The 21,731-nt window shown below is 64.2% G+C and carries 23 protein-coding genes and 1 riboswitch; of the genes, 14 read left to right on the forward strand and 9 right to left on the reverse strand.

Annotated elements, in window-relative coordinates:
* Positions 1–79: 79 nt before the first annotated feature.
* Entirely contained in the window at positions 80–238 is a 159-nt protein-coding gene (locus M2S36_RS13260; RefSeq protein WP_442969525.1) for a hypothetical protein, read from the reverse strand.
* A gap of 175 nt (positions 239–413) precedes the next feature.
* Here M2S36_RS13260 and M2S36_RS13265 point away from each other — a divergent pair, with 175 nt between their 5' ends.
* A complete protein-coding gene (locus tag M2S36_RS13265; RefSeq protein WP_207833248.1) occupies positions 414–1,097 on the forward strand; it encodes a TetR/AcrR family transcriptional regulator in 684 nt (227 codons plus the stop codon).
* A 146-nt stretch (positions 1,098–1,243) separates the two neighbouring features.
* On the opposite strand, the gene M2S36_RS13270 is transcribed toward M2S36_RS13265, so the two are convergent.
* On the reverse strand, positions 1,244–2,251 hold the full coding sequence (locus tag M2S36_RS13270) for a GlxA family transcriptional regulator (protein WP_063914310.1): 1,008 nt from the start codon (positions 2,249–2,251) through the stop codon (positions 1,244–1,246).
* A 161-nt stretch (positions 2,252–2,412) separates the two neighbouring features.
* On the opposite strand from M2S36_RS13270, the gene M2S36_RS13275 reads away from it, so the two are divergent.
* Positions 2,413–2,883 (forward strand): FAD/FMN-containing dehydrogenase, encoded by a 471-nt coding sequence (locus M2S36_RS13275; protein WP_207833250.1) that lies wholly within the window; start codon positions 2,413–2,415, stop codon positions 2,881–2,883.
* Positions 2,884–3,035: 152 nt separating this feature from the next.
* The gene (locus M2S36_RS13280; protein WP_063914308.1) at positions 3,036–3,248 is read left to right on the forward strand and encodes a PLDc N-terminal domain-containing protein; all 213 of its coding nucleotides are present in this window, start codon (positions 3,036–3,038) and stop codon (positions 3,246–3,248) included.
* 42 nt (positions 3,249–3,290) lie between these two features.
* On the opposite strand, the gene M2S36_RS13285 is transcribed toward M2S36_RS13280, so the two are convergent.
* The gene (locus M2S36_RS13285; RefSeq protein WP_207833252.1) at positions 3,291–3,611 is read right to left on the reverse strand and encodes a hypothetical protein; all 321 of its coding nucleotides are present in this window, start codon (positions 3,609–3,611) and stop codon (positions 3,291–3,293) included.
* Between the two features lie 222 nt (positions 3,612–3,833).
* On the opposite strand from M2S36_RS13285, the gene M2S36_RS13290 reads away from it, so the two are divergent.
* Together M2S36_RS13290 and M2S36_RS13295 are read left to right on the forward strand one after the other, a co-directional pair.
* Positions 3,834–4,244, forward strand: coding sequence for a RidA family protein (locus tag M2S36_RS13290; protein ID WP_063914306.1), 411 nt, complete (start codon positions 3,834–3,836; stop codon positions 4,242–4,244).
* A gap of 108 nt (positions 4,245–4,352) precedes the next feature.
* Positions 4,353–5,225, forward strand: a complete 873-nt coding sequence (locus M2S36_RS13295; RefSeq protein ID WP_207833254.1) for a DMT family transporter — start codon at positions 4,353–4,355, stop codon at positions 5,223–5,225.
* A 113-nt stretch (positions 5,226–5,338) separates the two neighbouring features.
* Here M2S36_RS13295 and M2S36_RS13300 read toward each other — a convergent pair whose 3' ends face one another.
* Positions 5,339–5,590 (reverse strand): hypothetical protein, encoded by a 252-nt coding sequence (locus tag M2S36_RS13300; RefSeq protein WP_207833256.1) that lies wholly within the window; start codon positions 5,588–5,590, stop codon positions 5,339–5,341.
* 130 nt (positions 5,591–5,720) lie between these two features.
* Here M2S36_RS13300 and M2S36_RS13305 point away from each other — a divergent pair, with 130 nt between their 5' ends.
* On the forward strand, positions 5,721–6,380 hold the full coding sequence (locus tag M2S36_RS13305; RefSeq protein ID WP_063914303.1) for a VIT1/CCC1 transporter family protein: 660 nt from the start codon (positions 5,721–5,723) through the stop codon (positions 6,378–6,380).
* Positions 6,381–6,391: 11 nt separating this feature from the next.
* Here the strand turns inward: M2S36_RS13305 and M2S36_RS13310 are convergent, their stop codons facing one another.
* Entirely contained in the window at positions 6,392–6,637 is a 246-nt protein-coding gene (locus M2S36_RS13310) for a hypothetical protein (RefSeq protein WP_207833260.1), read from the reverse strand.
* 206 nt (positions 6,638–6,843) lie between these two features.
* On the opposite strand from M2S36_RS13310, the gene M2S36_RS13315 reads away from it, so the two are divergent.
* Complete coding sequence (locus M2S36_RS13315; protein ID WP_333957258.1) at positions 6,844–8,307, forward strand: DUF3300 domain-containing protein; 1,464 nt, start codon at positions 6,844–6,846, stop codon at positions 8,305–8,307.
* Positions 8,304–9,197 (forward strand): DUF2950 domain-containing protein, encoded by an 894-nt coding sequence (locus tag M2S36_RS13320; protein WP_333957259.1) that lies wholly within the window; start codon positions 8,304–8,306, stop codon positions 9,195–9,197. The genes M2S36_RS13315 and M2S36_RS13320 overlap by 4 nt, the downstream gene beginning before the upstream one ends.
* 176 nt (positions 9,198–9,373) lie before the next feature.
* Here M2S36_RS13320 and M2S36_RS13325 read toward each other — a convergent pair whose 3' ends face one another.
* Both M2S36_RS13325 and M2S36_RS13330 read right to left on the reverse strand, forming a co-directional pair.
* Positions 9,374–9,706 (reverse strand): YegP family protein, encoded by a 333-nt coding sequence (locus M2S36_RS13325; protein WP_207833267.1) that lies wholly within the window; start codon positions 9,704–9,706, stop codon positions 9,374–9,376.
* A 323-nt stretch (positions 9,707–10,029) separates the two neighbouring features.
* On the reverse strand, positions 10,030–10,884 hold the full coding sequence (locus tag M2S36_RS13330) for a LysR family transcriptional regulator (protein ID WP_333957260.1): 855 nt from the start codon (positions 10,882–10,884) through the stop codon (positions 10,030–10,032).
* Positions 10,885–10,976: 92 nt separating this feature from the next.
* Here M2S36_RS13330 and M2S36_RS13335 point away from each other — a divergent pair, with 92 nt between their 5' ends.
* Entirely contained in the window at positions 10,977–11,405 is a 429-nt protein-coding gene (locus tag M2S36_RS13335; RefSeq protein ID WP_233687643.1) for a multidrug/biocide efflux PACE transporter, read from the forward strand.
* Positions 11,406–11,623: 218 nt separating this feature from the next.
* Here M2S36_RS13335 and M2S36_RS13340 read toward each other — a convergent pair whose 3' ends face one another.
* The gene (locus M2S36_RS13340; RefSeq protein ID WP_046614378.1) at positions 11,624–12,643 is read right to left on the reverse strand and encodes a branched-chain amino acid aminotransferase; all 1,020 of its coding nucleotides are present in this window, start codon (positions 12,641–12,643) and stop codon (positions 11,624–11,626) included.
* A 189-nt stretch (positions 12,644–12,832) separates the two neighbouring features.
* A riboswitch (cobalamin riboswitch) is annotated at positions 12,833–13,045 on the forward strand.
* Between the two features lie 100 nt (positions 13,046–13,145).
* Here M2S36_RS13340 and cobW point away from each other — a divergent pair.
* The 4 genes from cobW (at position 13,146) to M2S36_RS13360 (ending at position 19,670) form a co-directional block, all read left to right on the forward strand.
* Positions 13,146–14,213 carry a cobalamin biosynthesis protein CobW gene (cobW, locus tag M2S36_RS13345; RefSeq protein WP_207833274.1) on the forward strand — a complete coding sequence of 356 codons (1,068 nt, stop codon included), beginning with the start codon at positions 13,146–13,148 and terminating at the stop codon, positions 14,211–14,213.
* Positions 14,214–14,216: 3 nt separating this feature from the next.
* Positions 14,217–17,978, forward strand: coding sequence for a cobaltochelatase subunit CobN (gene cobN / locus M2S36_RS13350; protein ID WP_333957261.1), 3,762 nt, complete (start codon positions 14,217–14,219; stop codon positions 17,976–17,978).
* Between the two features lies 1 nt (position 17,979).
* Entirely contained in the window at positions 17,980–19,002 is a 1,023-nt protein-coding gene (locus M2S36_RS13355) for an ATP-binding protein (protein WP_207833278.1), read from the forward strand.
* 101 nt (positions 19,003–19,103) lie between these two features.
* Entirely contained in the window at positions 19,104–19,670 is a 567-nt protein-coding gene (locus M2S36_RS13360; protein ID WP_207833280.1) for a vWA domain-containing protein, read from the forward strand.
* Between the two features lie 106 nt (positions 19,671–19,776).
* Here M2S36_RS13360 and M2S36_RS13365 read toward each other — a convergent pair whose 3' ends face one another.
* The gene (locus M2S36_RS13365; RefSeq protein ID WP_013972506.1) at positions 19,777–20,043 is read right to left on the reverse strand and encodes a hypothetical protein; all 267 of its coding nucleotides are present in this window, start codon (positions 20,041–20,043) and stop codon (positions 19,777–19,779) included.
* A 341-nt stretch (positions 20,044–20,384) separates the two neighbouring features.
* On the opposite strand from M2S36_RS13365, the gene M2S36_RS13370 reads away from it, so the two are divergent.
* Entirely contained in the window at positions 20,385–21,710 is a 1,326-nt protein-coding gene (locus tag M2S36_RS13370; protein ID WP_333957263.1) for a sigma-54 dependent transcriptional regulator, read from the forward strand.
* Positions 21,711–21,731: the final 21 nt, after the last annotated feature.

The following is a 21,731-nucleotide window of genomic DNA, read 5'->3' on the forward strand; positions in this document are numbered from 1 at the left end:
TGTTTGTTAGATTATTTTGTTATTTTTATATCCTTTTGTTTTATCAGGGCCGTCGCCCAAAGGCGATTGCCCCCTGCGTTCAGTTGGGCAGGCGCCGTTTGCGTGTGGGCAGCAGGCCCAGTACCAGCATGCAGCCAAGCAGGATTACCAGGCCTCCGGCGGCCTGCAACAGGCTCACGGTTTCATCGGGAAGCAAGGCACCGACCAGCACAGCCACCAGCGTGACCACTAATTCCACGCTGATGGCGCGGGTGGCGCCGGCAATCAGTGCCCGCTGGCTGACCGCGCCAACCCGGCCAAAGGCATGCCCCCCAGCAGCCGTGGGTGATGGCTACCCGACCAACAGCGCGCTTCCCTGCATGGCCGCGCTCGCGGATAATCCCCGTATTCCAATAAACAGCCTGTGAGTGGGTATGAGTGATTCCGTAGTCAGCCTCGGCCAGCCTGAAACCGAAGGGGGGCGCAAGACGCGCAAGAACAACCCCGAGAAAACGCGCGAGGACATCCTCCAGGCCGCCATCCACGAGTTCGTCCAGCAAGGGCTGGCTGGTGCCCGCGTCGACGCCATCGCCGAGCGCACCGCCACCTCCAAGCGCATGATCTACTACTACTTCGGCAGCAAGGAGCAGCTGTACTGCGAGTGCCTGGTCAAGCTGTACGGCGATATCCGCAAGACCGAGCAAAGCCTGGACCTGGAGTCGCTGCCGGCCGAGCAGGCGATTCGCCGGCTGGTGGAGTTCACCTTCGATCACCACGACCGCAACGTCGATTTCGTGCGGATCATCTGCACCGAAAACATCCACTATGGCGAGTACGTCAAGCAGTCGCCGGCCATTCGCGAAATGAGCAGCCTGGTGCTCGAGGCCTTGGGCAATACCCTGCGTCGCGGTGTACAGGAAGGTGTGTTCCGCGCCGGTATCGAGGTCATCGACCTGCACATGCTGATGAGCGCGTTCTGCTTCTACCGGGTGTCGAACCGCCACACCTTTGGCGAGATCTTCCAGATCGACCTGTCCGATGAGCAGGTCAAGCTGCGTCACAAGGTCATGATTTGTGATGCTGTGCTGCGGTACATCCAGATCGAGCGCCGCCCCTGAAGGTTTTCCAGTGCCTGGCTGGCCTCTTCGCGGGTAAACCCGCTCCCACAGGATCACCGCTGTCCCAAAGATTCGCACAGTACCTGTGGGAGCGGGTTTACCCGCGAAAGGGCCGGCCCAGGCGACACCTCAACAAGCCTTGAACCTCACTCACCCAGCCGCTGCTCACGCGACGGCGGGTAGCCAAAGTACGCCGCATAGCATTTGCTGAAGTGCGACACCGAAACAAACCCGCAGGCCACTGCCACTTCCATCACCGACAGGTCGGAATACTGCAGCAGGCGGCGGCTTTTGGTAATGCGTAACTCCATGTAATAGCGTCGCGGCGAAGTACCCAGCTGAGCCTGGAACAGGCGGTCGATCTGCCGGCGCGAGCGCCCGCTGTAGGCGGCCAGTTGGTCGAGGCTGAGGGTTTCCTCGAGGTTGTTCTCCATCAGCTCGACGATGGTGCGCAGGTGCAGGCTCATGGACTTCTTCGCGCCCGGGCCGACCTGGCGGTAGCGGGCACCGGAGAATGACAGGATCTCCTCGACGCCTTCGGCCAGGCCGTCGCCATACAGCCGGCGCACCAGGCCGAGCATCAGCTCCATGGCGCCATTGGGGCTGGCGGCACTGAGGCGGTCGCGGTCGAGGGTGAAGCTGGCCGGGGTGATCCGCGTTTGCGGGCTGCGCTCGGACAGGCTGGCGCGCTGCTCGGGGTGGATACTGCAGCCATAGTCGTCCAGCACCCCGGCGCGGCCGAGGAACCACGCGCCATTCCACAACCCTCCCAGGGCCATGCCGTGGGCCGCGCAATCGTCCAGCAGCCGGTCAAGCTCCGGGTACTTCAAGGGCGTGCGCAAGCCGCCACAGATCACCAGCAGGTCCAGCTCCTTCAGCGCCTCGGCGGACAACTCGGTGGCTACCAGCTCCAACCCCAGGTCGCTGAGCACGCGGTCGCCTTCGAGCGACAGCGGGGTGAACTGGAAGCTGTCGGCGCGCAGCAGGTTGGCCGTGACCAGTACGTCCATGGCCACGGTGAAGCTGGCCATCGAAAAGTGTTCGAGCAATACGAAATCGACCCGATAGGGGGCCTGGGCATTGGCGCTGGTGGACTTCAGCCGCAGCATGTTGCTGGTGCTGGTCTTCTTGCTGAACTGGCGTGGCGTGGGCACTCTGGACTCCGCTTCCTGGCTGGCCTGGAGAGTGTGGCGGTAGGTCGGGGGAAAGACAATCTCCCGGGTGGCCATGTCGTATTCCAGGTCGTATTCAGGCAACCTGTCTGGCTTGGCACGTTGCCGCTATGCTGATGCTCCCGTCACTGAGGATGCCCCTGATGAAATACGCCGCTGCCCTGTTGCTTTGTCTGATGCCATTGCTGGCCAGTGCCCTGGAACCCGGCGACAAGCTCGCCCCGTGGACGCTGCTGGACCAGTACGACCAGGCCTACAGCCTCGACGCCGGTACACACATTCTGCTGGTGGCGCGCGACATGGACGGTGCCAAGCTGGTGAAGGCGGCACTGGCCGAACAGCCCAAGGGTTACCTGGAAGCGCGCGATGCGGTGTTTGTTGCCGACATCCAGCGCATGCCGGCACTGATCAGCAAGCTGTTCGCCATCCCCGCCATGCGCGATTACAACTACCGGGTGCTGCTTGACCGTGAAGGGCGGGTGGCCAGCCGTTATCCCGGGCAGGATGGCCAGGTGCAGTGGTTGCAACTGGAGCAGGGCAAGCTGGTGAGCCAGCGAGCGTTTGCCGATGCGCCGGCGTTGAAGGCGGCGCTGGAGAATGCACCACAGCATTGAGTGAAGCCCCTGCGTTGCGTCCTGTGGAGATGGCACTCATGTGCGCAACCTGTGGGAGCGCATACCTTGGAGCCGTACGATCAGCCAAATCAATCTGAACCCTCGGCAGCCTCTGCAACCCAACCCATTACATGCCAAATGGGAGAGCGCTCATGGAAATCGGAACGATCTGGATCGTCATCGCGGCCTTTGTGGTCCTGCTGGAAATCTGGGCCATCTGGCACATCATCGGCAGTGACCGGCGCGCCGAGCGCAAGATGCTGTGGATCGTCTTCGTGGTCTACGCGCCATTCCCCGGCTTGCTGTTCTGGGCCTGGCGCGGGCCTCGCGCGGTGAAGGGCAGGGCGGTACTGCAGGAAAAATGACGGTGTGCGGCATCAGGCTGTGGGCCTGATGCCGCTCATACGCTAGGCAATGTCGAAGCGGATTGCTGGCCCCAGCCCATCCACCATCAGGCAGCCGTAGAACTTCACTTTCGACAATACCCGCAGGCCCTTGAGCTCCTCGTGGATGCGATCACGGACAAGCCTCTCGGCTTCGAGGGCTTTGTCAGACTTTGAAATGGCGGCGAGTTCCACCAGCCCGAGCAGAGTGGTTTCGATGTGTTCCACGGTGTCCAGCCCGATGTTCTCGCGCAGATGCTGGCGCGCCTGTGCCGCATCGTATTCGTCCCGCTGCGGGTCGCGTGGCTTGATGGTGTAGGCGAGTAGAAATTCATGTTTGCTCATGGTGTTTTCCTTGTTGCATGCAGGCCTCCATGCCGGGCCTTGCAATCTAGCGCCTGATGGCCACTGCGCATACAGACGCGTGGTTCACGAAAGCCAGGGCGCTGTGCGAAACGTCCTACACTGCGGTGCCGCGCTTCGCGTTAGCCGTCTCTTTCGCGCTTGACCTCAAGTTAACTCAAGGTCCGATACTCCGTCGTTCTTTCAACTGATCGAGGGCTTACCGTGAGTCATTCAACCGCGTTCCAGCTGAGCAACCCCGAAGGCCTGTACGACCCCAGCGGCAATGCCTATTCCCATGTCGCCGAAGTTCATGCTGACAGCCGCCTGCTGTTCATCGCCGGTCAGGGCGGGGAGAACCGCAACGGGCAACTGTCGCCGCTGTTCGCCGAGCAGGCCCGCCAGGCGCTGGCCAACCTGGAGATTGCCTTGGCCTCGAAAGGCGCCAGCCTGGCCCAGGTGTTCAAGCTGACCCTGCTGATCGTCGAGCATTCCGAAACGCGCCTGCGTGAGTGGGTAATCGAGGCTGACAAGGCCTGGGGCTCGTCCATGAAACCGACCTGCACGCTGATACCGGTACCCCGGCTGGCGCTGGACGGCATGCTGGTGGAGATCGAGGCGGTAGCAGCGCTGTAGATGTAGGCGATTCGGTGGTGGCACCAGCTAAACACAGTGTTGTATATCGGTGCTGGCCCTAGCAGCATGGCCGCTATAACAACAATTGATCTCAGAGGTGACCACACCATGAGCACCGGCACCACCACGCTCGCTGACCGCAAGACCCGGGCCTGGGTCTGGCCTGCACTTTTCAGCCTGGTGGCCTTCGCTGCCAATTCGGTGTTCTGTCGGCTGGCGCTGAAGGATGGGGCCATCGATCCGGCATCCTTCACCGTGGTGCGCCTGGCCAGTGGTGCACTGTTCCTGCTGCTGTTGCTCCGCCTGCGCAAACCTGCGCTCGCCATGGGGGGCAGCTGGCGGGGCGGCCTGGCCCTGTTCCTGTACGCGTTCCTGTTTTCTGCGGCCTACCTGCAGCTGGGCGCGGGCGCGGGTGCGTTGCTGCTGTTCGGTGCGGTGCAGATCACCATGTTCGGCTTCGCCTGGTACAAGGGCGAACGCATCACCGCGCGGATGCTGCTGGGCATGCTGATCGCCTTTGCCGGCCTGCTGGTGCTGCTGTTGCCCGGTACCTCGGCGCCACCCTTTGCCAGTGCTTTGCTGATGGCCCTGTCCGGCGTGGCCTGGGGCGTTTACACACTGCTGGGCAAAGGCTCACCCAGGCCGCTGGCCGATACTGCCGGCAATTTCGCACGGAGCCTGCCTTGCCTGGTGCTGCTGGTACCTATGCTGTTGCTGGGGGCCGGCTTGCACCTGACTCCGCCCGGTTTGCTGTATGCGTTGGGCTCCGGCGTGCTGGCCTCGGGTGCGGGCTATGCCGTGTGGTACGGCGTGGTCAGGCAGGTCAGTGCGCAGCAGGCGGCGACCCTGCAGCTAAGCGTCCCGGTGATTGCGGCGTTGGGCGGGGTTGGCCTGATCGGTGAGCCATTGTCGCTGCGCTTGCTGGTGGCGTGCGTGGTGGTGCTGGGCGGTATCGCCCTGGCACTGGCGCCGCGCCGTTGAAGGGGTGAGGAACGTGGCAGGGCATGGCTGTCGAGGCCCGCAGTGTATGGCTGACTATAATGGATCAACCTCACCTCGTAGCCCGTTACGGGAGGCATCCGCTGGCGATTCACTCAGCCTCTGGTCGAACGGTCAGCGTCGGTGGCTTCGGTCACCACAGGCAGGTTGCCGGCACGCTGGATCACCCGCCGTTGCTGCTCATAGTCGTCCAGCGACAGGCCGCGGCGTTGCAGCGCTTCCAGTTGCAGTTGACGGGTTTCTTCGGCGGTGTAGGGGCGCAGTTCGGGGTGGCTGGCACAGCCGCTGATGATGGCGATGGCAAAAACGGCAAGGGTGGCGGACAGCTGGCGGGCCAAGGTGTTCATCAGGTAGCTCCAGGGGCCGGGGTCGTGAGCGGCGAGTCGATGGAGCTAGGTTATTCGGCCATGTGGTTCGGCAGAAATTGCCATTCTCGATAGTGACTATCGATGGTTCCAGGGGAACCGGGAGGGTGCGATGGGGCAAGCCGAGCAACCGCGCAAATGGGGCGTACTGGAACCGATCGACCGTATCACCGAAGTCATCTTCGGCCTGTTGATGGCGATGACCTTCATTGGCTCGTTGAGCGTGGCCACGGCCGGGCGCGAAGATGCCCGGCTGATGCTGATCGCCGCGTTCGGCTGCAACCTGGCCTGGGGCCTGGCCGATGCGGTCATCTATTTACTGCGTACCTGGACCGAGCGCACCCGTAGCCGGACCCTGTTGGCCCGCCTGCAAGCCGGTGAAGCCAGCCAGGGGCGCAGGCTGATTGCCGATGCGCTGCCAGAGCGCATCGGCCTGGCACTGGATGAAGACGGCCTGGAGATGCTGCGCGGGCGGATGCTGCGTGATGCTGCCCGCCCGCTGCCGGTACGCCTGGGGCTGGATGATCTCAAGGCAGCCCTGGCCACTTTCCTGTTGGTGGTATTGGCAACCTTCCCGATGGTCATTCCATTCCTGCTGATCGAGACCACCGGTACGGCCATTCGCGTGTCGAACCTGGTCGCCCTGGCCATGCTCTTCCTTGCGGGCTGGTTGCTGGCACGCTATTCCGGTGGCCGCACCCTGTTGACCGGCGTGGTCCTGGCAGCGGTCGGGGCGGCGCTGATCATGGCGATCATCGCCCTGGGCGGCTGAGCATCGCCCGCTCAGTATTTTATGTCGCGGGCGCGCTCACGGCCTTGCTGCTTGGTGTGGCGTTTGTCCTGCCGGCAGCCGGCGTTGCTTTGCTGGTCGGCGTGGCGGCAGTCCTGTTTGGTCTGCCGCGCGTCCTGGCGGGTTTCCTGCCGTACATCACGGGCCTCGCGGCGCCGTTCGGCGCGGTCGGTGGCCGCCCAGGCCGAGGTGCAGAGCGCGGCGAGCATGATGACGGCGATGAGGCGGGGCGTGTTCATCGGGATGGGCTCCTTTTTGAATATGGCCTCGTGCCCGCGAAAGGGCCGGTACAGTCAATTACAGATGTCAGCCCAGTCCCGGTATAGATTCAAAAGCAGCAACCACCCCCACCCTTAGAGCGCGAACAGTTTGGCCCCCGCATCTGGCCAAAAGCAGTGCCGTTGCTACCCTTAACCCACGTGCTCTGACCTCATGGGGAGAAGCGATGCGCATGCCATTGTCAGCGGTCCTGTCGGCGGTCCTGTATCTGAGCGCTATGCCCGGCCTGGTGCTGGCAGAAGACGTACCTGCCCCCGACCCGGCACCACAAGCCGACACGGTCGTAGCCAAGGACCCGGTGTTCACCCAGGAGCAACTGGACCAGATGCTCGCGCCCATCGCGCTGTACCCTGATGCGCTGCTGGCCCAGGTATTGATGGCCTCGACTTATCCGGGGCAGGTGAGCGAAGCGGTGACCTGGTCCAAGGCCAACCCCAAGGCCTCCGGCGACGATGCCGTCAAGAAGGTGGCGAGCCAGCCCTGGGACCCGAGCGTACAAGCGCTGGTGGCCTTCCCGCAGGTGCTGGCAACCCTGGGTCAGGACCCGGTCTGGGTACAGCGCCTGGGCGACGCCTTCCTCGCGCAGCCCGACGACGTCATGGGCGGTGTGCAGCGCCTGCGTCACCAGGCCCAGGCCGCCGGCAACCTGCAGAGCAACCAGTACCAGAACGTGACCGTGCAGACTGCGCCCGCACCAGCACCGGCCTCCAGCGGCAGCAGCACCCAGGTGGTCACTGCCAGCAGCCCGCCCACCACCATCATCATCGAGCCGGCCGACCCGCAGGTGGTGTACGTGCCCAGCTACAACCCGACCACCACCTACGGCACCTGGGCCTACCCGGCCTCGCCGCCGGCGTATTATCCGCCACCGCCCATGTACTACCCTGGTTCCGCGCTGGTGGCGGGCCTCGCCTTCGGTACCGGCGTGGCAATCGTCGCCTCGCTGTGGGGCGACTGTGACTGGGGCAACAACGACATCGACATCGACGTCAACCGCTACAACAACATCAACGGCAACAACCGCATCACCAACAACCAGAACAAATGGCAGCACAACGCCGCCAACCGCGACGGCGTGCCGTACCGCGACTCCCGTAGCCGCCAACAGTACGGCCGCCAGCTGGACGGAGCCACCCAGCGTACTGCCTTCCGCGGTGACGACGCCCAGCGCGCCCAGGCGCGGGACAAGGCCAGGGCGTCGATGGATCGGGCCGGCATCGAACGGCCGGCCACCAGCAACCGGCAGGCACGCCAGCAGATGCGCGAAGCGCAGGCGGGTAATTCGGTCGGCAACCGCATGCAGCCCCGCAGCGACAACCCGAGGGCAACCGACCGCCGACAGGAAACCCGCCATACCCAGGCACGGCAGCAGAACAACCAGGTGAATCAACGCAGGCAAGGCGAAGGCCAGGGGCGGCAGCTGGCGCAAAACCGGCCTTCCAATACCGCTGGCCGGGCGCGTAACAATGCCTTCGACGGTGTGCGTTCACCCTCGCGCACCAGCGCGCAGGCCAGCCGCGGCCGTACCAGCCAGTCGTTCGCCCAGCGCCCGAGCGCATCGCGTGCTGCCGGTCACCAGATTTCCCGGCCCAGTGCGCCCGCACGCCGCGGGGGAGGTGGCCGTCGATGAACCGTCAATCGATAGCGGCACTGGTACTCGCAGCCGGTATGGCCTGGTCGACCCAGGCCGCTGCGCAGGAAGCCTTCCCGACGCCGGAGAAGGCCGTGGACGCCTTTGTTGCGGCGCTGGGCCAAGAGAAGCCTGATGAAGCCCGCCTGGCCCAGTTGCTGGGCGATGACTGGCGTACCTACATACCGCGTGGAGGTGTGCAACGCAGTGACGTGGACACGTTCCTGGAACAGTATCGTGCGCAGCACAGCATCGACATGTCGGGGGCGAGCAAGGCCATTCTCGCGGTGGGCAGTGATCACTGGACGTTGCCCATACCGTTGACCAGAGGCAACCAGGGTTGGCGTTTCGACCTCAAGGCCGGCAGCGCCGAAATCCGCGCCCGGCGCATTGGCCGCAACGAGCTGGGTGCCATGCAGTCGATGCTGGCCTACCACGATGCGCAGATGGACTACGCCACCCAGGACCACAATGGCAACGGTGCGCTGGAATACGCGCAGAAGATCTTCAGCGAGCCCGGCAAGCATGACGGGCTGTACTGGGAGGACGACGGCGACGGCCAGGTCAGCCCGCTGGGCCCGCTGTTCGGCCAGGACATGGTCGGCGACGCCTGGTATGGCTATCACTTCCGCATCCTCGATGCTCAAGGCCCATCTGCCCCCGGCGGTGCTTATAGCTACCTGATCGGCAACCAGATGAGCCGCGGCTTCGCCATGGTTGCCTGGCCGGCCAAGTACGATGACACCGGGGTGATGAGCTTCATGATCAGCCATGACGGCGAGGTGTTCGAGAAAGACCTCGGGCCGCACGGGGACAAACTGGCCAAGGAGATGAAACGCTTTGACCCGGATGACAGCTGGAAGGTGGTGGATGTGGCGGCGGGGGATTGACCCTGCATGCTCAATGCGAAACGCTTTTGGTGCGTCTGCAGTGCACGGCGCCGGCTGCGCCGATGTTCGCGGCTAGAGTCGCTCCCACAGGGTCCCTGCTAATTCAATGAGTTATGTACAGCTCCAGGAGCATGCCCGCGAGCCAAGCCATATCGGCCTGGCTCGAACGGGTTCTCTCAGGTGAGATCTTTTACGGTTTTCGAAGGGCCGTTGGTTTTCACCGAAGCAATACCGACAGCACGTGCCTGTGTGCTTGCGTACATTTGGCTGGTGCCAATGACTTGGTGATTGGCGGCTTTCAGGTTGAAATAAACTTTCCCGTTAGTGGAGACTCGCTCTTCATAACGCTCAGCCAGCGGGCTGTTGGCCTGAACGGACGCGATTCCATTATCCGCTGCCTGCCGGCTCGTATACAGCTCGCTGGTGAGAATAGTCTCACCGTTACCTGCTTTCAGAACAAACCGGTATTGTCCATTACTGCTTGTGCTCAGTTCAAACCAACCAGTCATACAGGCTCCCTAGCTCACAGCTACTGTCTGATACATCGATGTAGGTGTTTTTTAAGCAGGGTCAGTATGAATGAAGTATGGGAACTTTTCATTGTATTGGGCTGACCTATTTGATCGAGTTCGGTCAGGACTTCAGCGACAAGGTGCTGAAAGATTCCCGGTGTTACCTGGAAGAACGAGGTTCCTTGTCTGACCGCCATATGATCAGGGCCCGGTCAGTTCCGCCAGCAGTTCGTCCCGCAGCTTTTGCAAACGCGGCGCGTGCCGCTCGCGCGGATGCGGTAGCTCCACTCGCACCCCAGAATCGTGAAATTGAAAGAAGCCTACCGCCCCAACATCTGCCGCACCAGCCACTGCCCGGCTGGCCCGAGCGCGCGCCGGCTCGACCAGGCCACGTCCATGTCAACCCGTCGCGGGTACCCGGCCACCTGCAACTCCACCAGCCCACTGCCAAACCGTGCCACCAGCGCCCTGGGCAGTTCGGCCCAGCCGAACCCGCGCACGGCGAACTCCAGCAGGGTAAGGTAATCCGGTGCCGACCAGGCCTGGCCGCGACCGTGGTGCAGGCTGGGGGCATAGGTCTTGATATACAGCTGCCGTACGCTCTCCAGGTGCTGCATCTGCACCTGAGGCAAAGCTGCCAATGAATGCCCGCTGGCCACGTACACGCCAAACTCGGCCTGCTCGGGCAAGCGCGCCACGGCAACGTCTGCGGGGTAGCTGGGTTGCGTGGCAAGAATGCCGATGTGTGCCAGGCCCTGCTGGATCAGCTCGATCACATCGGCATCTTCCGACGGGCCGCAGCGCAGTTCGGTATGCGGATAGTGCTGGGCGAAGCGGGCCATCACCGCGCCCTGGAAGGTCACGCTGTAGCTGTCCGACATCACCACCGAGACCAGTGCCTCGACATTTTCTGCCAGGCGCACCGCCAGGGCATCGAGCCGGGCGCTGGCATCGAGGATCGCCTCGACATGGCTCAGCACCTGCCGCCCAGCCTCGTTCAGCGAGGGGGGGCGGCCGCCACGGTCGAACAGCGGGCAACCCACATCGGCCTCGAAATTGGCGATGGCAATGCTGATAGTGGACTGGCTTTTGCGCAGCTTGCGCGCCGCAGCGGAGAACGAACCCAGCGATGCGGCTTCGACAAAGGCGACCAGAGCTTCGGGTGAGTAGCGCATGCTATTGATAAAACCGATGGTAGCTATTTCGCGAGTATCGGTTCTGTCAAAGAAAATAGGAAGCACGTCTCACGCAATGGATGGAATTTGCAATGAAAAACGTGTCTTTCACCGAACGCCTGGTTCACGCCGTCGGTTATGAAGTGTTCGCCGTGCTGCTGTGTGCGCCGCTGTTGTCCTGGATCATGGGCAAGTCACTGGCGACGGCGGGGGCGCTGGCGGTGACCCTGTCGGTCATCGCCATGCTGTGGAACATGGTCTACAACGCGCTGGTCGACCGCTACGTGCGGGTCGAGCGCATACACTGGAGGGCTAGCGCACGCTTTGTGCACGGCCTGGGCTTCGAGGCCGGGCTGGTGGTGTGGTGCCTGCCGGTGGCGGCGTGGATGCTGGAGATTTCGTTGCTGCAGGCGTTCATGGTGGAGTTGGGCTTCTTCGTGATCATCTTGCCTTACACCGTGCTGTACAACTGGGCCTTCGACAAAGCCCGGCACCTGTTGATGCAGCGCCGCCTTGCATAAATGTTTTGCCGATGCAGGCCCCATTGTGGGAGCGGCCTTGTGTCGCGAAAGGGCTGCAGAGCAGCCCCAGAAATTTATGCAACTGCGCTGAATTCCTAGGGCCGCTTTGCGGCCCTTTCGCGACACAAGGCCGCTCCCACAATGGTGCCCGCGTCAACCAATGAAAAACGGGGCATGCCATTGCTGGCATGCCCCGTTTTTCAAACCGCTAAAGCGCCTCAGGCGACCTTGACGATCCAGCCTGCCGGTGCTTCCACATCACCGCTCTGGATACCGGTCAGCTCGTTGTAGAGCTTCTGGGTAACCGGGCCGACCTTTTCCAGGTCGTGGAACACGTGCAGCTTGCCGTTGTACTCGATGCCGCCGATCGGGGTGATCACCGCAGCGGTACCGCAGGCGCCGGCTTCGACGAAACGGTCCAGCTTGTTGATTTCCACATCGCCTTCGATCACGGTCAGGCCCAGGCGCGATTGCGCCAGTTCCATCAGCGACAGGCGGGTGATGCCTGGCAGCACCGAGGCCGATTTCGGGGTGACGAACTCGTTGTTGGCGGTGATGCCGAAGAAGTTTGCCGAACCGACTTCCTCGATCTTGGTGTGGGTCAGCGGGTCGAGGTAGATGGCGTCGGCGAAGTTGGCTTTCTTCGCTTCAGCGCCCGGCTGCAGGCTGGCCGCGTAGTTGCCACCGACCTTGGCCGCACCGGTGCCTTGCGGGGCGGCGCGGTCGAAGCTGGAGATCTGGAAGTTGTGCGGCTTCATGCCGCCCTTGAAGTACGAGCCAACCGGGATGGCGAAGATCGAGAAGATGAACTCGGGGGCGGTGCGCACGCCAATGTTGTCACCGGTGCCGATCACGAACGGACGCAGGTAGAGGGCGCCTTTGCCGTGCGGTGGCACGAACTTCTCGTTGGCCTTGACCACTTGCTTGCATGCCTCGATGAACACATCGGTCGGCACCTGCGGCATCAGCAGGCGGGCGCAGCTGCGCTGCATGCGGGCAGCGTTCTGGTCCGGGCGGAACAGGTTGATCGAACCGTCCTTGCAACGGTAGGCCTTCAGGCCCTCGAAGCACTGCTGGCCATAGTGCAGGGCGGTGGAGCCTTCACTGATGTGCAGTACGTTGTCTTCGGTCAGGGTGCCCTTGTCCCACTCGCCATTGCGCCATACGGACAGGTAGCGTTTGTCGGTCTTGATGTAGTCGAAACCCAGCTTGTCCCAATTAATGCTTTCGTTGCTCATGACACCCTCATTGTCTTGCAAGTGCCCGATCGCTCGGGCTGCTGTTATATGCGCACCACGCCACCATAATACATCCGTGGCGGATCGGGAACGGCCAGTCACGAAACTCCTGCCGGCGGAGGTCTTCCAGGCGCTGAACATATCGAGGCAAGCACCAGCAGCAATGGTTGACCACCCGCCAGCCACTGCGTAGCCTTGCCAGTTCGAGGTTCTTCGGCCAGGCCGAAGCTAAGACGGGAACGCGGTACAAGCCGCGGCTGCCCCCGCAACTGTAAGCACCGACAACGGATCGACACAGCCACTGCGCCCGCGCGCGGGAAGGCGTCATCCCGCCAGCCTGCTGCACCAGCGGGCACATGGAACGGTGCGAGCCAGGAGACCTGCCTCGTCACGTTTTCGACTTTCAACCGGGCGGGGTGATCCGGTGGCGAACAAGCCCGGCCGGCCTGGCCTGCGGCTGTCGTCCTGCATGCCCGCGCCAATCTGCCAAGGGCAATGCGACATGAAAACACTGGCCAAGCTCCCCGTCACCATCGTCACCGGCTTCCTCGGCTCGGGCAAGACTACCTTGCTGCGCCACATGCTCGACAACGCCCAGGGCCGCCGCATTGCGGTGATCGTCAACGAGTTCGGCGAACTGGGCATCGACGGCGAAATCCTCAAGCAGTGCAGCATCGGTTGCACCGAGGAAGAAGCCAGCGGTCGCGTCTACGAGCTGGCCAACGGCTGCCTGTGCTGCACCGTGCAGGAAGAGTTCTTCCCGGTGATGCGCGAGCTGGTGGCACGCCGTGGCGACCTGGACCATATCCTCATCGAAACCAGCGGCCTGGCCCTGCCCAAACCGCTGGTACAAGCCTTCCAGTGGCCGGAAATCCGCAATGCCTGCACCGTCGACGCGGTGATCACGGTGGTCGACAGCCCGGCCGTGGCAGCCGGCACCTTCGCCGCCTACCCGGACCAGGTCGATGCCCAGCGCAAGCTCGACCCTAACCTGGACCACGAATCGCCGCTGCACGAACTGTTCGCCGACCAGCTGGCCAGCGCTGACCTGGTGGTGCTGAACAAGGCCGACCTGATCGACGCCGAAGGCCTGGCCAAGGTCCGCGCCGAAGTGGCCGAAGAACTGCCGCCGGCAGTCAAGGTGATCGAGGCCAGCAGCGGCAAGCTGCCGCTGGAAGTGCTGTTGGGCGTAGGCGCCGAATCCGAGGCGCACATCGATGGCCGCCGTACCCACCACGATTCGCACCATGACGACGATGACCATGACGATCATGACCACGACGCCTTCGATTCGATCTCCATCGACCTGCCCGAAGCTGACGAAAGCCTGCTGCTCGACGCTCTGACCCAGCTGGTAGTGGAGTTCGGCATCCTGCGCGCCAAAGGTTTCGCTGCCATCCCGGGCAAGCCGATGCGCCTGCTGGTGCAAGGCGTGGGCACCCGTTTCGACAAGCACTTCGACCGCGCCTGGCGAGCCGACGAGCCGCGCATCACTCGCCTGGTGCTGATCGGCCAGGACCTCGACGCTGTCCAGCTGGAAGCGCGCCTGCGCCAGGCCCTGGGCGCCTGACCCGTGCACCTGCTGCGGACCCAGCCCGGCGGCTTCGTGCCGGATGACAGCATTGCCGACCTCGGCCAGACACCCGCCGAGCTGGTGATTCTCTGCAGCGGCGATTCGCACCTGGCATTGCTCGCCGATACTGCCGAGCAATTGCCCGAGGATTACCCCAGCCTGCGCCTGGCCAACCCGATGCAGGTACAGAACCATGCCTCGGTCGACCTGTACGTCGACCAGGTACTGCGCCATGCCAAGGTCATCCTGGTGTCGCTGCACGGTGGCGTCGGCTACTGGCGCTATGGCGTCGAGCAGCTGGTCGAGCTGGCCGGCCGTGGCGTGCAACTGATCCTGGTACCGGGCGACGACCGCCCGGACCCGGAGCTGACCAGCCTGGGCAGCGTCAGCGGCGAGCAGGCCGAGCGCCTCTGGCATTACCTGCGCCAGGGCGGCAAGGCCAACGCCATCAACCTGTTCAATTGTCTGGCCAGCCAGTGGCTGGGCCGCGACTATGCCTGGGACGAGCCGCAGCCTTTGCCGCGCACCGCCGTGTATCACCCGGCCAAGGGCAGCGCCACGCTGGAGGACTGGTACCCGCAGTGGCACCCCGAGCAACCGGTGGCGCCGCTGCTGTTCTATCGCTCGCACTTGCAGGCGGCCAACACCGCGTTCATCGACGTGTTCTGCCAGCGCCTGCAGGCCGCCGGGCTCAACCCGTTGCCGATCGCCGTGGCCAGCCTCAAGGAAAGTGCCTGCCTGGAGCAGGTCGAAGGCTGGCTGGACGAGGTGGGTGCCGAGGTGCTGGTCAACACCACCGGCTTTGCCCTGTCCAGCCCCGAACGCCCCAACCTGCGCCCGTTCCGTCGCGACATTCCGGTGCTGCAGGCCATCTGCGCGCAAGACAACCAGCCCGGCTGGGAGGCCAGCGAGCAGGGCCTGGGGGCGCGTGACCTGGCCATGCACATTGCCTTGCCCGAACTGGACGGGCGCATCATCACCCGCCCGATCAGCTTCAAGGACATGGCCTGGCGCAGCGAGCGCAGCCAGTCCGACGTGGTCTGCTACCGCGCTCACCCCGAACGCATGGACTTTGTCGCCGAGCTGGCCCGTCGCTGGGTCGAGCTGGCGCGCCTGCCGAATGCCCAGAAGCGCGTGGCCTTGGTGCTGGCCAACTACCCGACCCGGGATGGCCGCATAGGCAACGGCGTTGGCCTGGACACGCCGGCGGCCGCGCTGAACATCCTCAAGGCCCTGCAGGCCGAAGGCTACCCGCTGGCCGACTTGCCGGGCAGCGGCACGCAACTGATCCACCAGTTGCTCGGCGGCGTGACCAACGACCTCGACCAGCTGGACCTGCGCCCCTGCGCGCAGAGCCTGAGCCTGGCCGACTACCAGGCCGCCTTCGAGCGCCTGCCCGAGGCCAACCGCCAGGCGGTGCTGGAGCGCTGGGGGCCGCCGCAGCAGGACCCGATGTACCGCAGTGGCCGGCTGATGGTGGCCGGCCTGCGCTTTGGCTTGACCTTCGTCGGCATCCAGCCGGCGCGGGGTTACCAGGTGGATCCCAGCGCGGTGTACCACGACCCCGACCTGGTGCCGCCGCACGGTTACCTGGCGTTTCACTTCTGGTTGCGCCATGCCTTTGCCGCCGACGCGGTGATCCACGTCGGCAAGCACGGCAACCTCGAATGGCTGCCCGGCAAGGGCGTCGGGTTGTCGGCGCAGTGCTGGCCGGACGCCTTGCTCGGCCCGTTGCCGAACATCTACCCGTTCATCGTCAACGACCCGGGCGAGGGGGCCCAGGCCAAGCGCCGCACCCAGGCGGTGATCATCGACCACCTGATGCCACCGCTCACCCGTGCCGAAACCTATGGCCCGTTGCGCCACCTGGAGCAATTGGCCGACGAGTTCTACGAAGCACAGCTGCTCGACCCGCGGCGGGCCCGCGAGTTGCAACGCGACATTCTCGAGCTGGTCAAGGCCAACCACATCGACCGCGAACTGCAGCTGGAAGGCCAACTGGACGATGCCGCCGTGTGGCTGCCGCGCCTGGATACCTACCTGTGTGACTTGAAGGAATCGCAGATTCGCGATGGCCTGCATGTGTTCGGCCAATCGCCTGAGGGCCGGCTGCGCCTGGATACCTTGCTGGCGCTGTTGCGGGTCGAGCGCGGCGACGGTCGCGGCGGCAATGCCAGCCTGCTGCGGGCCCTGGCCAAGGCGCTGGTGCCGGGCTTTGACCCGCTCGATTGCGAACTTGGCCAGCCATGGCAGGGCGCACGCCCTGAGCAGTTGCAGGCCATGAGCAGCGAGCCCTGGCGCACCTGTGGCGATACCCGCGAACGCCTCGAGCTGTTGGCGCTGCAGGTGATCGACCAGACGCTGGGCGGAACCGCCCAGTTACCGGCCCTGAGCGAATGGCAGCCGGTACACGACGTGGTGCAGGCGCTGCGCGAAGCGGTGGCCCCCAGCCTGGACGCCTGCGGCAGCGCTGAAATGCATGGCCTGCTGGCGGCGCTGGCCGGGCGTTTCGTGCCCGCCGGTCCCAGTGGCGCGCCCAGCCGTGGGCGCCTGGACGTGCTGCCCACCGGTCGCAATTTCTACACCGTGGACGTGCGCAACCTGCCCACCACCACCGCCTGGCGCCTGGGCTTCGCCTCGGCCAACCTGATCCTCGAGCGCCACCTGCAGGACCACGGTGATCACCTGCGCCAGCTCGGCCTGTCGGTGTGGGGCACGGCAACCATGCGTACCGGCGGCGATGACATCGCCCAGGCCATGGCGCTGATGGGCGTGCGACCGGTGTGGGCCACCGGCAGCCAGCGGGTCGACGATTTCGAAATCTTGCCGCTCAGCCTGCTCGACCGCCCGCGGGTGGACGTGACCTTGCGCGTTTCCGGCTTTTTCCGTGATGCCTTCGGCAACCTCATCCGCCTGTTCGATGCGGCAGTGCAGGCGGTGGCCGCGCTGGACGAACCCGATGAGCTCAACCCCTTGGCCGCCCGCGTGCGTAGCGAGCGTGCCGCGCTGCAGGCGCAGGGCGTTGACGCCGAGCAGGCTGCGCGCCAGGCCGGCTGGCGGGTGTTCGGTGCCAAGCCCGGGGCCTACGGTGCCGGAGTGCAGAACGCCATCGACGGGCGCCTGTGGCACAGCCGCGACGACCTGGCCGAGGTTTACCTCAACCACGGTGGCTATGCCTACGGCGCCAGCGACGACGGTACCCCGGCACGCGCCCAGTTCGCCCAGCGCCTGGCCAAGGTGCAGGCGGTGCTGCAGAACCAGGACAACCACGAGCACGACCTGCTCGATTCCAACGACTATTACCAGTTCCAGGGTGGCATGCTGGCGGCATCGGAAACCTTGTCCGGTGCGGCAGTGGCCAGCTACCACGGCGACCACAGCCAGGCCGACCGGCCGCGCATCCGTACCCTCAAGGAAGAGTTGAACCGGGTCATCCGTGCCCGGGCGTTGAACCCGAAGTGGATCGACGGGGTCAAGCGCCATGGCTACAAAGGCGCCTTCGAGATGGCGGCGACAGTCGACAACCTGTTCGCCTTCGACGCCACCACGCAACTGATCGACGACCATCATTACCAGGCGCTGGCCGATGCCTACGTGCTCGACCCGGCGACCCGCGATTTCATGCGCGAGCACAACCCCGAGGCCCTGCGCGACCTTACCGAGCGTTTGCTGGAGGCCCAGCAGCGCGGCCTGTGGCAGGCGCCGGGCGAGTACCGCGAAGCCCTTGAGGAACAACTGCTCGACGGCGAGGAACAGGCTTGAAATGAGTGAACCCGTGCAATTTCCGCTGGCCGCCGTGGTTGGTGCGGACGACTTGAAACTGGCGCTGTGCCTGACCGCCATCGACCCGAAGATCGGCGGCGTGCTGATCGAGGGGCCGCGCGGCATGGCCAAGAGTACCCTGGCCCGAGGCCTGGCTGACCTGCTCGGTGAGGGACCGTTCGTCACCCTGCCACTGGGCGCCAGCGAAGAACGGTTGGTCGGCACCCTCGACCTGGATGCCGCGCTGGGGCAGGGCAAGGCGCAGTTTTCCCCGGGTGTGCTGGCCCAGGCCGATGGTGGCGTGTTGTATGTCGATGAAGTCAATCTGTTGCCTGACACCTTGGTAGACCTGTTGCTCGACGTGGCCGCCAGTGGCACCAACCGCGTCGAGCGTGATGGCATCTCGCACCGGCACAGTGCCCGTTTCGTGCTGATCGGCACCATGAACCCGGAGGAGGGCGAGTTGCGCCCACAGCTGCTCGATCGCTTTGGCCTGAATGTGGCGCTTGAAGGCTTGCCCGAGCCTGAGGCGCGTCAGCAGATCATTCGCCGCCGCCTGGCCTTTGACAGCGATCCGCAGGCCTTCTGCGCGCAATGGGCCGAGGCCCAGGCGCAATTGCGCGAGCGCTGCCAGGCGGCGCGCCACGCCCTGGCCGGCATTGCCCTGGACGACCAGGCGCTGGCCTGGATCACCGAACGCTGCTACGCCGCCGGGGTCGACGGCCTGCGCGCCGACCTGGTCTGGCTGCGCGCCGCACGCGCGCACTGTGCCTGGCGCGGCGGCGCGGCCATCGAAGAAGCCGATGTCGATGCAGTGGCCGAGTTCGCCTTGCGCCATCGCCGCCGCGTTACGCCCCAGGCCAACCCGCCTTCCGCGCCGCCGCAGCCTGAGCAGCAGCCCGGTCAGCAAGGCGCAGGTAACCCTGGCGAACAGGGTGGCCAGGGTGACTGGGGCGCAATGCCAGCGCAGCCGGTGGCCAGCGGCGCCCGCCGTGAGGTGCCGAACTGGGCAAAAAAGCCCTGAGCATCCCCCAGCCACCTGCCAAAGGGGCGGATGCCAAAGCAGGCACAGGTGAGCAGTACGGCGCCAGCCGGGGCCGGTCGCGCAGTGCCGCGGCCGGTCGGGTGGCCTGGCTGCCGACCCTGCTCAAAGGCCGGCCACGCCAGCGCCAGGACCTGTGCTGGCAGCAACGCCAGGCCAGGCCCGCAGAACTGTGGTTGGTCATCGTCGATGCTTCGGCCTCGACCCGCCGCCACCAGGCGTTGGCGCAAACCAAAGGGCTGCTGGCGGCGCTGTTCGACCAGGCCTACCGCCAGCGTGCCCGGCTGGCCCTGCTTACCGCCAGTGGGCGCACGCCGCAGTGGCAGCGCCACGGCCTGAAGGCCTCGGCCGCTTTGCAACCTTGGCTGCAAGCCTTGGGGGCCGGTGGCGGAACCCCGTTGATCGCTGCACTGGAACAGGCTCGGCACTGGTTACTGGCGCGGCAACGGGCCCACCCCGAAGAGGCGCTGCGCTGTCTGGTGTTTACCGACGGTCGCCTGCAGCACTGGAACGCCGTGCAGCCGATGCCGTGTGCCACGTTGCTGGTGGATATGGAACTGGCGCCGGTGCGCCTGGGCCGTGCGCAGCGCCTGGCGCAACAACTACAGGCCGATTACCAGCACCTGCAACAGTTCAGGCTGATGGATTGAAAAGTATCGATGCGACACTATGTCGCAATTAGGAAAGTTGCCAGAACAGCAACCCGGAAGTTGTACAAGTGCGTGGCTGCGCACGCACTTGGTTTGCCAGCCGATATTATTTCGGCATCGACCACGGTTGCAGGTCGTAACCTTTTTCGCACAGTTCGGCGCGCACTTCCTCGATCAGGCTGGCCCACTGGGCCGGGTCGGAGTAAATACGCGAGGACACTTGCTTGCTGCCGATGCGGGTGCTGGTCCGGTCGATCACTGCCAGGCTCAGTTCACCAGTACCGTTGGGTGCATCCCAGGCTACGCACTGGAAAGGTTCGAAGGCGTGGTCGGCAATCAGCAGTGCTTCGTTGACACGGAGCGGGGCATTCATGGTTCGGTCTCTCTATGGTCCCAAACATCGAAGTGAGTCCGCGTTGCTTCAAAGTCGCCTCGGTTATCGCGAAGTGCAGCGCGGGGTTATGTGTACTGATGCTCGTTGTCCGGGGGCAAGTCACACATTGGTTGTAAAAAATTTTTGCAGGGTCGAATCCGTTCTGGCCCACGCCGCCATGTGATGTCGATAAAGTGCGAAAATTCCCGTCACGTATTGTAAAAAAATGATTCGGCAGACAGACGGTACTGGGAACCGTCAAATTCGTTGCTACTGTTAATCGGGCGCCACAACTTACTGTTTTATTTCAAGAAACCTAAAACTGGCGCCAAGGATTGGTCATGCAGCAGCCTGCCGTCCAACGCCGTTTGCTCATTGTCGACCCCTGCGATGACTGTCACCGTTTGTTGCCTGGTTTGCGTAGCGCAGGCTGGGATGTGGACAGCTGCATGCTCGGTGCCGCGCTGGATCATCCTTGCGATGTGGGCCTGTTGCGCTTGCAGGCGTCGCACCTGAGGCGCCCGGACGGGGTCAAGGACTTGATCAAGCGCAGTAATACCGAATGGATTGCCGTGCTCAGTGCCGAACAGCTGCGCATGCCGGCTGTCGGCGATTTTGTTTGCGAATGGTTCTTCGACTTCCATACCCTGCCGTTCGACGTTTCCCGCGTGCAGGTCACCTTGGGCCGGGCGTTTGGCATGGCACGCCTGCGTGGCAAAGGGGCGGCGAGGGTGGATGACGCGAGCCACGAACTGCTCGGCGAAAGCCGCCCGATCCGTGAGCTGCGCAAGCTGCTGGGCAAGCTGGCGCCCACCGAATCGCCGGTGCTGATCTGCGGTGAAAGTGGTACCGGCAAGGAACTGGTGGCGCGTACCCTGCACCGTCAGTCGCAGCGCAGCGAGCAACCGTTCATTGCCATCAACTGTGGGGCGATCCCCGAGCACCTGATCCAGTCCGAACTGTTCGGCCATGAGAAGGGCGCCTTCACCGGTGCTCATCAGCGCAAAGCCGGGCGCATCGAAGCGGCCCATGGTGGCACGTTGTTCCTCGATGAAATCGGCGACCTGCCGCTGGAGTTGCAGGCCAACCTGCTGCGCTTTCTGCAGGAAAAACACATTGAGCGGGTGGGCGGCAGCCAGCCGATCCCGGTGGATGTGCGGGTATTGGCGGCTACCCACGTAGACCTGGAAAGGGCCATCGAGCAAGGGCGCTTTCGCGAAGACCTGTACTACCGCCTGAACGTGTTGCAGGTAGTGACCGCGCCTTTGCGCGACCGGCATGGCGACCTGTCGATGCTGGCCAGTCATTTTGCCCATTTCTACAGCCTGGAAACCGGGCGCCGACCCCGTTCGTTCAGCGACCATGCCCTGGCGGCCATGGGCCGGCATGACTGGCCGGGCAATGTCCGCGAGTTGGCCAACCGGGTACGGCGCGGGCTGGTGCTGGCCGAAGGCCGGCAAATCGAGGCGCAGGACCTGGGGTTGCAGACCCTTGACCAGGTGCAGCATCCGCTGGGTACGCTGGAGGAGTACAAGCACCGGGCCGAGCGCCAGGCGTTGTGCGATGTCCTTAGCCGGCACAGTGACAACCTGAGCGTGGCGGCTAAGGTGCTGGGCATATCGCGGCCGACTTTCTATCGGTTGCTGCACAAGCATCAGATGCGCTGAGCAGTGGATGGCACCGGCTAC

Source organism: Pseudomonas sp. SF2, assembly GCF_036858055.1.
GTDB lineage: Bacteria > Pseudomonadota > Gammaproteobacteria > Pseudomonadales > Pseudomonadaceae > Aquipseudomonas.